General features: G+C 71.5%; 15 protein-coding genes. 7 read left to right on the top strand and 8 right to left on the bottom strand.

Features of this window, described 5'->3' with window-relative positions; translation table 11 throughout:
- Positions 1 to 4 precede the first annotated feature (4 nt).
- Genes ACQPXB_RS39520 through ACQPXB_RS39535 form a run of 4 tightly spaced genes read left to right on the top strand, consistent with a single transcriptional unit; the run spans position 5 to position 4,297 of the window.
- Positions 5 to 964: an ABC transporter permease gene (locus ACQPXB_RS39520; protein WP_432846836.1), complete on the top strand. Its 960-nt coding sequence runs from the start codon at positions 5 to 7 to the stop codon at positions 962 to 964.
- On the top strand, positions 961 to 1,791 hold the full coding sequence (locus ACQPXB_RS39525; RefSeq protein ID WP_366583053.1) for an ABC transporter permease: 831 nt from the start codon (positions 961 to 963) through the stop codon (positions 1,789 to 1,791). Before ACQPXB_RS39520 ends, ACQPXB_RS39525 begins: the two co-directional genes overlap by 4 nt.
- Positions 1,788 to 3,413 carry a dipeptide ABC transporter ATP-binding protein gene (locus tag ACQPXB_RS39530; protein WP_432846838.1) on the top strand — a complete coding sequence of 542 codons (1,626 nt, stop codon included), beginning with the start codon at positions 1,788 to 1,790 and terminating at the stop codon, positions 3,411 to 3,413. Before ACQPXB_RS39525 ends, ACQPXB_RS39530 begins: the two co-directional genes overlap by 4 nt.
- A complete protein-coding gene (locus ACQPXB_RS39535; protein WP_432846840.1) occupies positions 3,410 to 4,297 on the top strand; it encodes an ROK family protein in 888 nt (295 codons plus the stop codon). Before ACQPXB_RS39530 ends, ACQPXB_RS39535 begins: the two co-directional genes overlap by 4 nt.
- Here ACQPXB_RS39535 and ACQPXB_RS39540 read toward each other — a convergent pair.
- Positions 4,290 to 5,039 carry an MBL fold metallo-hydrolase gene (locus ACQPXB_RS39540; RefSeq protein ID WP_432846842.1) on the bottom strand — a complete coding sequence of 250 codons (750 nt, stop codon included), beginning with the start codon at positions 5,037 to 5,039 and terminating at the stop codon, positions 4,290 to 4,292. The genes ACQPXB_RS39535 and ACQPXB_RS39540 overlap by 8 nt on opposite strands.
- Positions 5,040 to 5,125: 86 nt before the next feature.
- Here ACQPXB_RS39540 and ACQPXB_RS39545 point away from each other — a divergent pair, with 86 nt between their 5' ends.
- Both ACQPXB_RS39545 and ACQPXB_RS39550 read left to right on the top strand, forming a co-directional pair.
- Positions 5,126 to 6,112: a GlxA family transcriptional regulator gene (locus ACQPXB_RS39545; protein ID WP_432846844.1), complete on the top strand. Its 987-nt coding sequence runs from the start codon at positions 5,126 to 5,128 to the stop codon at positions 6,110 to 6,112.
- A 268-nt stretch (positions 6,113 to 6,380) separates the two neighbouring features.
- Entirely contained in the window at positions 6,381 to 7,313 is a 933-nt protein-coding gene (locus tag ACQPXB_RS39550; protein ID WP_366583048.1) for an MBL fold metallo-hydrolase, read from the top strand.
- A gap of 20 nt (positions 7,314 to 7,333) precedes the next feature.
- Here the strand turns inward: ACQPXB_RS39550 and ACQPXB_RS39555 are convergent, their stop codons facing one another.
- Entirely contained in the window at positions 7,334 to 8,254 is a 921-nt protein-coding gene (locus ACQPXB_RS39555) for a helix-turn-helix domain-containing protein (RefSeq protein WP_432846846.1), read from the bottom strand.
- A 155-nt stretch (positions 8,255 to 8,409) separates the two neighbouring features.
- Between ACQPXB_RS39555 and ACQPXB_RS39560 the strand changes: the two genes are divergently transcribed.
- A complete protein-coding gene (locus ACQPXB_RS39560) occupies positions 8,410 to 9,855 on the top strand; it encodes an aldehyde dehydrogenase (protein WP_432846848.1) in 1,446 nt (481 codons plus the stop codon).
- A 67-nt stretch (positions 9,856 to 9,922) separates the two neighbouring features.
- Here ACQPXB_RS39560 and ACQPXB_RS39565 read toward each other — a convergent pair whose 3' ends face one another.
- The 6 genes from ACQPXB_RS39565 to ACQPXB_RS39590 form a co-directional block, all read right to left on the bottom strand.
- Positions 9,923 to 10,927, bottom strand: coding sequence for an ABC transporter substrate-binding protein (locus tag ACQPXB_RS39565; protein ID WP_432846850.1), 1,005 nt, complete (start codon positions 10,925 to 10,927; stop codon positions 9,923 to 9,925).
- 16 nt (positions 10,928 to 10,943) lie between these two features.
- Positions 10,944 to 11,765: an ABC transporter ATP-binding protein gene (locus ACQPXB_RS39570; protein WP_386947100.1), complete on the bottom strand. Its 822-nt coding sequence runs from the start codon at positions 11,763 to 11,765 to the stop codon at positions 10,944 to 10,946.
- Between the two features lie 12 nt (positions 11,766 to 11,777).
- Positions 11,778 to 12,824, bottom strand: a complete 1,047-nt coding sequence (locus ACQPXB_RS39575) for a FecCD family ABC transporter permease (RefSeq protein ID WP_386947098.1) — start codon at positions 12,822 to 12,824, stop codon at positions 11,778 to 11,780.
- Complete coding sequence (locus ACQPXB_RS39580) at positions 12,821 to 13,840, bottom strand: FecCD family ABC transporter permease (protein WP_432846852.1); 1,020 nt, start codon at positions 13,838 to 13,840, stop codon at positions 12,821 to 12,823. Before ACQPXB_RS39580 ends, ACQPXB_RS39575 begins: the two co-directional genes overlap by 4 nt.
- A gap of 205 nt (positions 13,841 to 14,045) precedes the next feature.
- Positions 14,046 to 14,465 (bottom strand): histone-like nucleoid-structuring protein Lsr2, encoded by a 420-nt coding sequence (locus ACQPXB_RS39585; RefSeq protein ID WP_432846854.1) that lies wholly within the window; start codon positions 14,463 to 14,465, stop codon positions 14,046 to 14,048.
- Positions 14,466 to 14,522: 57 nt separating this feature from the next.
- Positions 14,523 to 15,101: a GNAT family N-acetyltransferase gene (locus tag ACQPXB_RS39590; protein WP_432846856.1), complete on the bottom strand. Its 579-nt coding sequence runs from the start codon at positions 15,099 to 15,101 to the stop codon at positions 14,523 to 14,525.
- Positions 15,102 to 15,158: the final 57 nt, after the last annotated feature.

Here is a 15,158-nt window from a genome sequence, read left to right on the forward strand (position 1 = left end):
GGACATGACCCGCTACCTCCTCAAGCGGCTCGTGCTGGCCGTGGTCGTGGTGCTGCTGGTCACCGTGGTCACGTTCGTGCTGCTGCACCTGCTGCCCGGTGGTCCGGCGCGCGGCGTGCTCGGTGTGCAGGCCACGCAGGAGCAGATCGACGCGTTCAACAAGGCCCAGGGCTTCGACCAGCCGTTGCCCGTGCAGTACTGGGACTACCTGGTGCGGCTGCTGCACGGCGACCTCGGCGACTCGTACACGCAGAACTCCCCCGTGTCGACGCTGCTCGGAGAGCGCGTGCCGAAGACGCTGCTGCTCACCGCGATCTCGACGTTGCTCGCGATCGTGGTCGCGCTGCCGGTGGGTGTGTGGCAGGCGGTGCGGCGCGGCAAGGCGGCGGACCACGTGACCACCGGGGTGACGTTCCTGCTCTACGCGACGCCGGTGTTCTTCCTGTCGCTCGTGCTGATCATCGTGTTCGCGCAGGTCCTGCCGTGGTTCCCGGCGCAGGCCGCGCAGGGCGAGACGATCGGTGAGCTGCTCTCGCAACCCGGCTCGCTGGTGCTGCCGGTGGTCGCGGGCATGGGGGCGGCGCTGGCCGCGTTCAGCCGGTACATGCGAGCGTCCACTCTGGACAACCTCGCCGAGGACTACGTGCGCACCGCCCGCGCGAAGGGCACGCCGGAGCGCACGATCATCTGGCGGCACGTCTGGCCCAACTCGCTGACGTCGGTGGTCTCGATGCTCGGCTACTACGTGCCCGTGGTGTTCAGCGGTTCGCTGGTGGTGGAGTCGATGTTCAACTACCCGGGCGTCGGCCTGCTGTTCTGGACGGCCGCGCGCAACGCCGACTTCCCCGTGCTGCTCGGGGTGGTGCTGGTGATCGCCGTGGCGACCGTGATCGGCTCGCTGCTCGCGGACGTCGTGCAGCTCGTGATCGATCCGCGCGTGCGGGTGAAGGGGGTGCGGTCGTGACCGTCCTTTCGCGAGTGTTCGCGCGGCGCACGGCGCTCGTCGGCGCCATCCTGCTCCTGCTGGTGATCCTGTTCTGCTTCTTCGGCCCGCTGTTCTACGGCACGGACCAGTCGCACACCGACCTCGCGGCGGCGCGGCTCGGGCCCGGCAGCGGGCATCCGCTGGGCACCGACGACCTCGGCTACGACGTGCTCGGCCGGCTGATGGTCGCCGGGCGGACGTCGCTGATCATCGGCGTGCTGGCCGGGCTCATCGCCACCGCGATCGGCGCGGTGTGGGGCGCGCTCGCCGGCTACACCGGCGGCTGGCTCGACACGGTGCTGATGCGCGTGGTCGACACCGGCGTCGCGATCCCCGCGTTGTTCCTGCTGCTGGTGGCGGCCACGCTGGTCACCCCGAGCGTCGGGGTGCTGGCGCTGATCATCGGCTGCGTGTCGTGGCTGGTGCCCGCACGGCTGATGCGCGCGGAGACGGTGAGCCTGCGCGAACGCGACTACATCCGTGCGATCACGGTGCTCGGCGCGAGCCGCACGCGGGTGGTGTTCCGGCACGTGATCCCCAACGCCATCGGCACGGTGGTGGTGAACGCGACGTTCCAGATCGCCGACGCCATCCTGCTCGTGGCCTACGTGAGCTTCCTCGGCCTCGGCGTGCCCGCGCCGGGCACCGATTGGGGCGCGATGCTGTCGAAGGGCATCACCTACACGTTCGACGGCTCGTGGTGGCTGATCCTGCCGCCGGGCATCGCGATCGTGCTCGTGGTGTGCGCGATCAACTTCCTGGGCGACGGACTGCGCGACGCGTTCGCGGTGAAGGGACGGCGATGAGCGAGCCGGTACTCGACATCCGTGACCTGCGGGTGTCCTATGGGGACGGTGACCCGGCCGTCGACGGGCTGTCGCTGACGGTCGAGCCGGGTGAGATCGTGGCGGTGGTCGGCGAGTCGGGCTCCGGCAAGAGCACGGCCGCGCTCGCGGTGCTGGGGCTGCTGCCCGAGTCGGCTTCGGTGACCGGGGCGATCGAGCTGGCCGGGCAGAACGTGCTGGAACTGCAGGGCGAACAGTTGCGGAAGCTGCGCGGGCAGGGCGCGGGGATGGTGTTCCAGGAGCCGATGACGGCGCTGAACCCGTTGCTGCGCATCGGGTTCCAGCTCGCGGAGGCGATCCGCAACCACGACCCGAAGCAGCGGCGGCACAAGCACTACCACCCGCGGTGCGTGGAGCTGCTTAACCGCGTAGGGGTGCCGGAGCCGGAGGCGCGGCTGAAGCAGTACCCGCACGAGCTTTCCGGTGGGTTGGGCCAGCGCGTCATGATCGCGATCGCGCTGGCCGCCCGGCCGAAGCTGATCATCGCGGACGAGCCGACGACGGCGCTGGACGTGACCGTTCAGCAGCAGATCCTGGACCTGCTGAGGGACATCCGGGAGACCGAGGGCACGGCGACGCTGCTGATCACGCACAACATGGGTGTGGTGGCGGACGTTGCCGACCGCGTCCTCGTGCTGCGGTCCGGCCGGCTGGTGGAGGAAGCTCGGACGGCTGAGCTGTTCTCCTCCCCGCAGGCCGCGTATACGCGTGAGCTGCTCGCCGCCGTGCCGCGGCTGGGCGCGGGCGAGCACGCCGGCGCGGCGGCGGCGCCGGAGAAGCCGGTGCTGGCGTTGACGGACGTCGTGGTGGAGTACGGCGGCAAGCGCGCCGTGGACTCGGTGTCGCTGAGCGTCGGGCCGGGCGAGATCGTGGGGCTGGTCGGGGAGTCGGGCTCGGGCAAGACGACGCTGGGCAACTGCGCGCTGGGCCTGGTCACGCCCAAATCGGGCCGGGTCGACGTGCTCGGCGGGCCGTTGCCACGCGGGACCGGGCGGTCGGCGCGGGCGGTGCGGCGGCAGATCGGCGCGGTGTTCCAGGATCCGGCGTCTTCGCTGGACCCGCGGATGACCGTGGGCCAGACCGTGGCCGAGCCGCTGGTCATGCACACCTCCGCCGGCCGGTCCGAGCGGCGGCGGCGCGTGCGCGAGCTGCTCGACGCCGTGGAGCTGCCGGAGTCGCTGATGGACCGCTACGGCCACGAGCTGTCGGGCGGGCAGCGCCAGCGCGTGAGCCTCGCGCGGGCTTTGGTGCTGGGGCCGAAGCTGCTGATCGCGGACGAACCGACGAGCGCGCTCGACGTGTCCGTGCAGGCCGTGGTGCTGGACGTGTTCAAGCGGCTGCACGAGGAGTTCGGGTTCGGCTGCCTGTTCGTGAGCCACGACCTGGCGGTGGTCGACAGCCTGTGCGACCGCGTCGCCGTGCTGCGCGGGGGCGAGCTGGTGGAGCAGGGGCCGGCCGCGCGCGTGCTGCGCGAGCCGTCGCACGCGTACACGCAGGCGTTGCTGCTGTCCTCACCCGTGCCGGACCCCGCGGTGCAGCGCAGCCGACGGGCCGGGCTGGCGGACGTGGATCCCGCGGCGTGAGCCAAGTGTGGGCCGGGGTCGACATCGGCGGTTCGAAAACACTCGTGGTCGTGTGCGACTCCGACGGCCGGGAGGTGGCATCGGCGTCGGCGGATTCGGGTGCGCACCTGGGAGGTGCCGCGATCCTGGACCGCGCGGCCGCGCTGGTGTTGTCGCTCGCGCCGGGCCGGCTGGCCGGGGTCGGCGTCGGTGCGGCCGGCGTGGTGGAGCCGGAGACCGGGACGATCGTGGTCACCGGCGACTCGTTCACCGGCTGGGCGGGCACGGCCGTCAACGCGGGGCTGTCCTCGCGGCTCGGCGGCGTGCCGGTGACGACCGAGAACGACGTGAACGCGTTCCTCCTCGGCGAACTGTCCACAACGGATCGGCACGTACTCGGCGTCGCGCTGGGCACGGGTGTCGGCGGCGCGTTGTACGTGGACGGCACCCTGCTGCACGGCGGCGGCACCGGCGCGGGCGAGATCGGCCACGTCGGCACCTACGGGCCGGCGCCGTGCACCTGCGGGCAGACCGGGCACCTGGAGGCCTACGCGTCGGGCCGGTCCCTGGCCCGCCGCTACACCGAGGCGACGGGCGTTTCCCTGCCCGCCGAGGCCGTCGCGGCCGCCGCGTTCGCCGGCGACGAGGCCGCGCTGACGGTGTTCACCGACGCCGGGCGTTTCCTCGGCGAGGCGATCACGCACGCGTGCGGCCTGCTCGGCATCGCGACGGCGGTGGTCGGCGGTTCCGTGACGAACTCGTGGGCACTGCTGGAGAAACCGATGCAGGAGGCGCTCACCGAGCACCCCCTGCTGTCGGGTTCTCCCGTCGAGGTGCGGCTGGCCCGGGGCGGTGCGAAGGCCGTGGCGCTGGGCGCGGTCGCACTCGCGCGCGGCCTCAGCTGACCGCGGCTTCCTCGCCCGGCTGGAGCAGGTGCAGCTTCGTCGCCTTGCCGGCGAACGCCTCCGCCAGCGTGTCGGCGCCCTGGGTGAAGTGCCCCCAGCCCTGGAAGTGCAGCGGCACCACGTCGGCGGACCCCAGGATCTCCGCGGCTTCGGCGGCGGCCGCGCTCGGGAGCGTGAGGAAGTCGTCGATGAGCGGCGTGCGGGCCCCGCCCGCGAACAGCACGGCGATCGGCACCGGCCCGACGCGGGCGGCGATCTCGCGCACCAGCGCCAGCGACGCGTTGTCGCCACTGACGTAGACCGACGGCAGACCTTCGGCGGACAGCAGGAAGCCGGTGACCTCGCCGACCTTGGGCTCGGAGCCTTCCGGCCCGTGCAGCGCGGGCATCCCGGTCACGCGCACACCGCCGACCTCGACGTGTTCCCAGTTCGGCAGCGCCTGGGCGGTGCCGCCGAGACGCCCGGCGCCGGACGTCGTGGTGAGAACGAGCGGCGCCGTCTCGAGGTACGCGCGGCCGCCGTGGTCGAGGTTGTCCGAGTGCTGGTCGTGCGAGAGCAGCACGGCGTCCACCGCGCCGACCTCGGCCGGGCTCGCCACGGGCCCGGTTGTCTTCACGAGCACCCGGTTGCCGATCGGGTACTCCCCCGGCTGGTCGAACGTCGGGTCGGTCAGGAACCGCACCCCGCCGTAGGTGATCAGCGACGTGGGTCCGCCCAGGTGGCGCAGCGAGAAAGTGGTCATGCCGCCATCCTGCCTCGACGGACCGGCGATCGGTGAGTGGCAGTAAAGTCGTTCATCGATGAGATCCTGCCAGCTACTGTGGAGCCGTGCAGAAGATCGCGCTGGTGCTGTTCGACGGGGCTCGGCTGTTCGACACGGCCGTGGTCGACGAGGTGTGGGGCGCGCGCAGCGGGCCGGAAGCCGAGCTGCGCAAGTGCGCGGCCACGAAGGACCCCGTGCGGCTGACGGGCGGCGCCACCATCACCCCGGAACGGACGTTCGCCTGGGTGCGCACGGCGGACGTCGTCGTGGTGCCGGGCCTGGCGAACGTCGATGCGAAGCCCGCACCCGAGCTGCTCGCCGCGTTGCGGGCGGCCCATCGGGCGGGCGCGCAGGTCGCGGGCCTGTGCCTGGGCGCGTTCGTGCTGGGCGCGGCCGGGCTGCTGGACGGGCGACCGGCCGCCACGCACTGGCGGTTCACGAGCGAGCTCGCGCGGCGGCATCCGTCGGCCCAGGTCGACCCCGGTGTGCTGTACGCGGGCGGAGACGGCGTGTGGACGTCGGCGGGCGTCGCCGCCGGGATCGACCTGTGCCTGCACCTCGTGCGGCTCACGCAGGGCGCGGACGTCGCGGCGGGAATCGCGCGGACCATGGTCACGGCGCCGTTCCGCTCGGGTGGGCAAGCGCAGTTCATCACGGTCCCGACTCCGCCCCGCGACGAGGAACCGCTGGCCGCCGTGCGGGAACGCGCGTTGCGGGAACTGCGGCGGCCGCTGACGGTCGCCGAGCTGGCGGGCTGGGCGTCGATGTCCGAGCGCACCTTCGCGCGCCGGTTCGTGGCCGAGACGGGCACCACGCCCGTGCGCTGGCTGCTGGACCAGCGCATCGCCCGGGCGCAGCAGCTGCTGGAGAGCTCCGACCTGCCCGTCGCCGAGATCGCCGGCTGTTGCGGGTTCGGGTCACCGGTGTCGTTCCGGCAGCACTTCACCCGCCACGTCGGGGTCGCGCCCAGCCGCTACCGCGCGGACTTCCGGCCCTCGACCACGACGTCGGACCGGCCCGCCCTGGCTTCCGCCGGAAATCGGACGACGTAAATCTTCCCCGGCTCACCCGACTCGGGCGACGTTTCACGAGAAGTGACCACACCGTCACCACAAGTCGCCGAACTGAGGGAATGCCGAACCGGAGGTATGGTCTGCCGGTCGGCGTAGGGAGGTATCGGCCTGGGCTGTGCGACGTAGCACACGGTGGGCTCGCAGCCTGCTGACATACGCCCGCTTGGTCTATACCATTCGAAGGTCAGTGATCCACTACCATGCGGTGGTCCGGGATCACGGCGGCGCAGCCCACGAGGGGGACCCCATGCCCGCCATCAGGCGAAACATCGTGCCGCTCAGGTACTCCGACCCGAGCGTGGTCGCCTACGTCCGCAGCCCGACCGACTGGCTCGTGTCCAACTGCGGCTGGATCCGCGGCCGGTCGGGCGTGCTGCTGGTCGACACGTGCGGCACTGAGCGGGACACGCTCGACCTGGTCAAGGACGTCCGCAAGTACTCGACCGTCGAAATGCCGCTCACGCTCGTGCTCACCCACGCCCACGGCGCGCACCACAACGGCGCCGGCGTGGCGTTGCGCAACGGCGGGCGCATCCTCGCCGCCGAGTCGGCCGTGTCCGCGGTGCGGGCGGGGCCGCAGCGGTACGAGGACACGTTCGACTGCAAGAACTGGGGCACGCTCGAAGCTCCGAAACCCGAGGCCGTGCACGCCGTCACCACGCCGCGCGAGGTCGACCTCGGCGGGGTGGTCGTGGAGGTCGTGCCGTTCCCCGGCGTCGCGCACACCGACGGCGACCTGGTGGTGTTCGAACCGAAGACCGGCACGCTGTTCACCGGCGACCTGCTGTCGGTCGGCTCCACGCCGATGGCGATCCACGGCTCGATCCCCGGCTGGCTCGACGCGCTTTACTGGCTGGACAAGACTTTCCCGACCGTCCGCACGTTCGTGCCCGGCCACGGCGCGCTCAGCCACCCCGGCAGCTTCCCGGTCGCCGTGCTGCGCACGTACCTCAACTGGCTGCTCGACGCGACCACCCCGGAAACCCCCGACTTCGACGAGCTGGCCACGATCGCCCGCCGCCGCTGGCCGAACTGGAGCAACCCCGAGCGCCACGTCGGCAACCTCATGCGCGCCCACGCCGACCAGCACGGCCGCCCGCTCCAGGAGAAGACCGCTCTGCGCGCGATCCTCGACGCCGTGGGCGGCAAGATCGACCTCGACGCGCGACTGGGCCTCTGAGACGACCCGGCCCCTGAGCGCTAAGACCCGGTCATCCTCCGCCGCAGCCCCGAAGGCGTCACCCCGTACTCCGCCCGGAACGCCCGCGAAAGCCACGGCTGGTCGGTGATCCCCCAGCGCGCCGCCACGGCTGCGATGCTGCGCCCCGCCAGCAGCGGGTCGGTGAGATCACGCCGCACGGCCTCGAGCCGCAGCTTGCGGACGGTGCCGCCGAACGTTTCGCCGGAGTCCTCGAACAGGCGGTGCAGCGAGCGCGGCGACATGTGCAGCGCGGCGGCCGCCGTCGCCGGCGACAGGTGCGGGTCGGCCAGGTGCACGCGGACGTGGTCGAGCACGCGCTCGCGCAGCGCCAGGTTCGCGTGGCCCGCCGGCAGGTCGGCGCCGCTGCCGAGCGTGGCCGCGAGCAGCGCCACGGCGGCTTCGCGCAGGCGCACCGGCGAGCCGTCGGACAGCTTCTCGCGCTGGTCGAGCGTGCTGCGCAGGCAAGAGGCGAAGACCTGGCCCACGCCGCTGCCGGTGATGAACCGGCGCTCCATCATCGCTTCGAGCGCGGAGTCGGGCAGGCCGAGCGCGGCGCGCGGGAACGTCATCACCGCGCAGCGGAACGCCCCGCGCATCGTCAGCTGGTACGGCCGCCGCAAGTCGTAGAGGGCGAAGTCACCGACCTCCAGCGACACCCGCCGCCGGCCCTGCTCCACGAGCGCACCGCCCCGCTCGATCAGGCAGATCTTCAGCCGCTCCACGTGGTCCGCGCGCACGCCGCGGGCGGTGCGGCGCACGATCTGCGTGGTGCCGCGCACGTCGTAGACCCCGACGTCGCCCAGCTGCATCGCGTCGAGGGTGCCGAGCGGGAGCAGGCCGTCGTGCCGTTCGGCGTGCAACCCGGCGAACGCCCCCGCGAGCTCGTGGCTCCACGCGTCGGCCTGAAGGCTTCGCCCCATCGGCATCTCCCAGGTCGTTCTGGGTGCAGTCGAGCCAGCATACGCCGAGGAACAACAAGTCTGGCGCGCTGCGACAACTCTTGTGTAGAGCTTCGGTCCACCCTGTGTTCGCGCCGCAACTCCGGCGGCGCCCAAGTGGCCGAGGAGTTTTGCAGGTGAAGCACGTACACGACGCGCTGTTCATCGGCGGCGAATGGACCGCACCATCCACCGACGCCACCATCACCGTGTTGTCGGCGAGCACGGAGGAAGCCATCGGGCAGGTTCCGGAAGCGGGACCCGCGGACGTCGACAAGGCCGTGGCCGCCGCTCGGGCGGCGCTGCGCGACCCGCAGGGCTGGGCCCACTGGGAGCCGGCGAAACGCGCCGACGTCCTCGACCGCTTCGCCGCGGTGATGGCGGAGCGCAGCTCGGAGTTCGCGCAGCTGGTGAGCGCCCAGAACGGCATGCCGATCGCGAGCCCCGCGATGCAGGCGGAGACCGGCTACCCGGCCGGGCTCCTGCAGATGTACGGCGGGATCGTCCGCGAGCAGCCCGTCGAGGAGATCCGTCAGGGCGCCTTCGGCGGCAACGTCGTCGTCCGCCGCGAACCGGTCGGGGTCGTCGCGGCGATCGTGCCGTGGAACTTCCCGCAGACGCTGCTGTTCTTCAAGCTTGCGCCGGCGCTGGCGGCCGGCTGCTCGGTCGTCGTCAAGCCCTCGCCGGAGACGGTGCTCGACGCCTTCCTGCTCGCCGAGGTCCTCGCGGGCCTGGGCCTGCCGCCGGGGGTCGTGAGCATCGTGCCGGGTGGCCGCGAGCTCGGCGCGTACCTGGTGAAGCACCCCGGCGTCGACAAGGTCACGTTCACCGGCTCGACGGTGGCGGGCCGCGCGATCGCGTCGGCCTGCGCGGAGCTGCTGCGCCCGGTCACGCTGGAGCTGGGCGGCAAGTCGGCGGCGATCATCCTCGACGACGCGGACGTCGCCGGGAGCGTCGAAGGCCTGTTCGTGGCCACGATGATGAACAACGGCCAGACCTGTTTCCTCGGCACCCGCGTGCTCGCGCCGCGCAGCCGCTACACCGAGGTCGTGGACGTGCTCACGGACATGGCTTCCGGTGCCGTGGTCGGCGATTCGCTCGACGAGGCCACCACGATCGGCCCGATGGCCAGCTCCGCGCACCGCACCCGCGTGGAGGGCTACATCGCGAAGGGCAAGGCCGAAGGCGGCCGCGTGACCACCGGCGGCGGCCGGCCGAACGGCCGGGACGTCGGCTGGTTCGTGGAGCCGACGATCTTCGCCGACGTGGACAACTCCGCCACGATCTCGCGCGAAGAGATCTTCGGGCCCGTGCTGTCGGTGATCCCTTACGCCGACGAAGCCGACGCCGTGGCCATCGCCAACGACTCCGACTTCGGGCTCGGCGGCACCGTGTGGACCACCGACGCCGAACGCGGCATGGCCGTGGCCCGGCGCGTCGAGACGGGGACGATCGGCGTCAACACCTACCTGCCCGACCCCGTCGCGCCGTTCGGCGGCGTGAAGGCCAGCGGCATCGGCCGCGAGCTGGGCCCGGAGGCGCTGGGCAACTACCAGCAGTTCAAGACGATCTACCGCGCCTGAGGCCACCACCGAGCGGGCCTCCCCGGGATCGCCCGGGGAGGCCCGCTCGGTGTCAGTGCGAAACGCGTCAGCCGAGGTACTTCTTCAAGTCGTCGAGCACGTGGTCGGCGCCGATCGGGCCGAGGCCGAGGAACCACACCTCGTCGGAGACGCGGATGGCGTGCTGCGACTTCACCGCGCTCAGGCCGGCCCACAGCCCGCTGCCCGTCACGGCCTTCTCGTCGGCGTTCGGGCCCGCGCCGTAGCTGGAGTAGAAGATCCAGTCGCCGTTGGCCTCGTCGATGCGCTCACGCGAGATCTGCTTGGCCAGCTCGTTGATGTGCTGGTTGTCCGGCCGCTGCAGGCCCACGTCCTTGAAGATCACGCCGATGAACGACAGGTCGCCGTAGATCCGGATGCCCGTGGAGTGGAAGCGCAGCAACGAGATCTTGGGGTTGCCCTTGATCCCGGCCTTCACCTCGTCGGCCTTCTTCTGGTACGCGTTCAGCGCCGCCACGGCCTTGTTCTCCTGGCCCAGCGCCGCGCCGACCAGCAGCAGGTTCTCCTTCCACGGGAAACCCGGGCGGATGCTGAACACCGTCGGCGCGATCTTCGACAGCTGCGGGTACATGTCGTTGGCGCGCAGCTTGCTGCCCAGGATCAGGTCCGGCTGCAGCGAAGCGATCTTCTCGAGGTTGAGGTTGTCGGTGTTGCCGATCGTCGGGATGCCCTTGGCACGGTCGGCGAGGTAGCTGGGCACCCCGGTCTGGCCGGCGGTGGTGGCCATGCCGACGGGCGTGACGCCCAGCGCCAGCACGTCGTCGAGCTCACCGCTGTCGAGCACGACCACGCGGGTGGGCGCCTTCTCGATCTTCGTCTGGCCCAGGGCGTGGGTGACCGTGCGCGGGAAGACGCCGGGGCCGACGTCGGCCTTCAGCTTGGCGGTCTCGGTGTCGGCGGTGGAGAACAGGCGGCCGCCGGTGGCGACGTCCTTGTCCCCCACGCCCGAGGTGGTCGTGTTGGCGGGCTGGCTGCACGCGCCCAGGAGTGTGGCGGCGGCGAGGACGCCGACGACCTTGGTCCATCTGGCCATCGTGGGGTGTTCCTTCCTAGGGCTGTGTGGTGGGAGCGGCGGCGCGGTGGCGGCCGATCGGGACGACCATGGGGGTGCCGGACACGGGATCGGCGATGATCCGGCAGGGCATGCCGAACACGTCCTCGACGAGCTCGGCGGTGAGGATTTCGCCGGGCGCGCCCTCGGCGGCGATCGACCCGTTTTTCATGGCGATGAGGTGATCGCCGTAGCGGGCCGCGAGGTTGAGGTCGTGCAGCACGATCACGACGGTGGTGCCGTCGTTGTGGTTGAGGTCCGCGAGCAGGTCGAGCACCTCGACCTGGTGGCTGATGTCGAGGAACGTCGTGGGCTCGTCGAGCAGCAGCAACGGAGTGCGCTGGGCGAGCGCCATCGCGATCCACACGCGCTGGCGCTGCCCGCCCGACAGCTCGTCGACGGGCCGGCCGGCCAGCTCCACGGTGTCGGTGGCCAGCATCGCGCGCGCCACGGCGTCGTCGTCCTCGTCGTTCCAGCGGCGGAACACGCCCTGGTGCGGGTAGCGGCCGCGGCCGACGAGGTCGGCGACCGTGATGCCCTCCGGCGCCGTCGGCGACTGCGGCAGCAGGCCGAGCACCCGGGCGACGTCCTTGCTGCGCAACGAAGAAATGCGCTCGCCGTCGAGGTACACCGCGCCGGCCGAGGGGGCGAGCAGGCGAGCCAGGCCGCGCAGCAGCGTCGACTTACCGCACGCGTTGGTCCCCACGATCATGGTGACCTTGCCCTCGGGGATGCGCACCGAGAGGTCCTTCACCACGGTCACGGGCCCGTAGCCGAGCTCGAGACCTTCGGTGTGCAGGGTGGGTGTCGTCGGTTTCACGCGCCTTCTCTCTCAGACTCGGCCGGCCCGGTTCGCCGTGGCGAGGAGGTACAGCAGGTACGGCGCGCCGACGGCCCCGGTCACGACACCCACCGGCAGCTGCGTGCCGAGCAGGTGCTGCGCGACGAAGTCGCCGAGCAACGTCACGAGCGCGCCGGTGAGGGCAGGCGCGACGAGGCCGACGCGAGCGCCGCCCACGAGCCGCGTCGCCACGGGGTTCGCCACGAACGCCACGAAACTCACCGGCCCGGCCGCCGCCGTGGCGAATGCGGCGAGCGCGGTGGCGACGAGGAGCAGCAGCAGGCGCATGCGTTCCACGCGCAGGCCGAGCCCGGCCGCGGTGTCGTCGCCCAGCTGCAGCCCGGTGAGCGCGCGGCTCAGCAGCACGGCGGCCGGGCCGAGCACCGCCAGCGCGATCGCGAGTGGCACCACCTTGTCCCAGCTCGCGCCGTTGAGGTTGCCGGTGAGCCACACCAGGGCCTGCTGCGCCAGCGTCACGTCGGCCCAGGTCATCAGGTACGACACGATGCTGGCGAGCACCGCACCGACCCCGACGCCGATGAGCACGAGGCGGTAGCCGTTGACGCCGCCGCGGCGCGAAAGCACGTAGATGATCACGCCGGTGAGCAGCGCACCGACGAACGCGGCGGCCGAGAGCACCGGACCGGACACGCCGAACAGGACCAGGCAGATCACCGCGGCGGCGCTGGCTCCCTGCGTCACGCCGATCACGTCGGGGCTCGCGAGCGGATTGCGCAGCAGGCGCTGGAAAAGCGCACCGCCGAGTCCGAACGCGACGCCGACGAGCACCGCCGCGACGGCGCGCGGGAGCCGCAGCTGGGTGACCACGTAGGCGCCGCCGCCCGTGCCGTCGCCGAAGAGGATGCCGGGCAGCTGTCCCAAGGGGACGTTGAAGTCACCGACGGCCAGCGACAGCGCGAAAACCAAGACCAGCAGCACGAAGAGCACGATCGACACGAGCCACACCCGCGCCGAGCCCTGGCGGCGGGCAGCCGAGACCGCCTTCAGCGCGTCCGCCAGCTCCAGCGGCGGCTTCACACCTTCACCAGCTTCCGGCGCCGCACCAGGACGATGAACACGGGCGCGCCGATCACGGCGGTCACGATGCCCACCTGCACCTCGGCCGGGCGCGCGATCACGCGGCCGATCACGTCAGCCACGAGCAGCAGCAACGGCGCCAGCAAAGCGGAGTACGGCAGGAGCCAGCGGTGGTCGGGCCCGGTGATCAGGCGCGCGACGTGCGGCACGGTCAGCCCGACGAAGGCGATCGGGCCGGCGATGGCCGTCGCCGATCCACAGAGGACGACCACGGCGAGCGCGCAGATCGCCCGCGCCACGGCGACGTTCTGCCCGAGCGCACGGGCGACGTCCTCGCCCAGCGCCAGCGCGTTGAGCATCCGCGCCGCGACCAGTGCGAGCACCACGCCGACTACGATGAACGGCACGGCCTGCGTGATCGTCGACGCGTCGCGCCCGGTCAGCGAGCCCACCTGCCAGAAGCGGAACTGGTCGAACGTGGTCGTGTCGGTGAGCAGCAGGCCGCTCGTCACCGACTGCAGCGCCGCCGTCACCGCCGCGCCGGCGAGCGCCAGTTTCACCGGCGTGGCACCGACCCGGCCGAGCGCGCTGATCCCGTAGACGACCACCGCGGCGGCGGCCGCACCGGCGAAACCGAACCAGACGTATCCGGTGACGGTGGTGATACCGAGCGTGCTGATGCCCAGCACCACGAACAGCGCGGCGCCCGCGTTCACGCCCAGCAGGCCCGGGTCTGCGAGCGGATTCCGGGTGGCGCCTTGGATCACGGCACCGGACAGTCCCAGTGCGACACCCGCGAGCACACCCACGAGCGTGCGCGGCAGGCGCAGCTCGTGCACCACGAGGTGATCGGGATTCGAAGCGTTGTAGTGGAACAAGGAGTCGAGGACGGTGCCGAACGACAATCCGCGTGATCCGACGGCGATGCTCAGCACGGCGGCGAGCACGAGCGCCACCAGGAGCACCACGAGCCCCGCCGTCAGCGAGAGTGTTCTCGGGCGGGCTCTCTCGGCCACAGTCGGTTACCTTCACTCACAGGACATTTAGGCTTGGCTACCCTACCCCGCGCGCGGCGCCGTCGTCGTGTGGCCATCACCACGGTCCGCGCGTGTCATCCCTGCTACACCGGCCGGTGATTTCGCCGTGCTGGGCGGAACTTCCCCGTGAACGCCGAAAGGGGTCCGTCACGGCGGTGACGGACCCCTTTTCCGGAAGCTCGGCTCAGGCGTTGGCCTTCTTGCGCGGCGCACGCTTGCGGGCCGGCTTGACGGGAGCCTCGTCGACCTCGTCGATCTCTTCTTCACGCTCTTCGTAGGCCTTCACGATCTCCGCGGGGAGTCGGCCCCGGTCGGACACCTTGAAGCCGTTGGCCTCGGCCCACTCCCGCATGAGGCGGTTGCGCTCCCGATCGGCGGCGGACGACGTCGCCCGCGGCGCCTGCCCGGCGGCCATGCGCACCTTGCGGCCCCCGACGCGGCGGGACGCGGTGACGTAGCGGGCCAGCTCATCACGAAGCGCGGCGGCGTTGTCTTCGGACAGATCGATCTCGTAACTCACACCGTCGAGGCTGAAGGGGACGGTCTGATCGGCAATGCTGCCGTCGATGTCGTCCACCATCTCGACGTGAACCTTCTGCGCCATGGTTCGTCGTTCCTTCACCTTCTACAGGACGTGCCTGGGGGAACCCTATCGTGTCGACTAATGTCGCGCGGTGCTGGACACCCATTCCTCTCTGGACAGCGCGTACTCGACATCGCCGTGTTCCGCGCCTTCCAGGTATTCCGGCCACTCGAGGAAGAACGTTCGCACGAGCCCGAGGCCCGCCTTCTCGAGCACCCGCCGGGAACGGGTGTTGACCGTCATCGTCGTCGCGACGACCCGCTCGGCCCCGAGTTCCGCGAATGCCTTGCCCAGCACCGCTTGCAGCCCTTCCGTCGCGAACCCGCGCCCCCACACGGCGGGCAGCAGGCGGTATCCGACTTCGGTACCGCCGCCTTCGAGACCGCGGCTCGTGGCCGGCCGCAGCGAGAACCACCCGGCGAATTGGTCCGTCCCCGAATTCACGGCGGCGAAACACCCGAACCCCGCGGGCAGATCCCGGTATTCCGCGAGGAAACCCGGAAGTGTCGTGCCCTCGACGACTTCACGCGACACCGGACGGCCGTCGTCGACGAAGCGCATCACCTCGGGATCACCGTGGAGATCGGCGAGTGCGCCGCCGTCGGCGGGCGTGAACCGGCGCAGCCGCAGTCGCGGCGTTTCGGTCCACGTGGCCATGGCGGGGATTGGACCAGTGCGCACTGCCCGAGCGCAAGAGGCATTTCCGAACTGTGG

It is taken from the genome of Amycolatopsis sp. CA-161197 (assembly GCF_050942255.1).
Lineage (GTDB): Bacteria > Actinomycetota > Actinomycetes > Mycobacteriales > Pseudonocardiaceae > Amycolatopsis.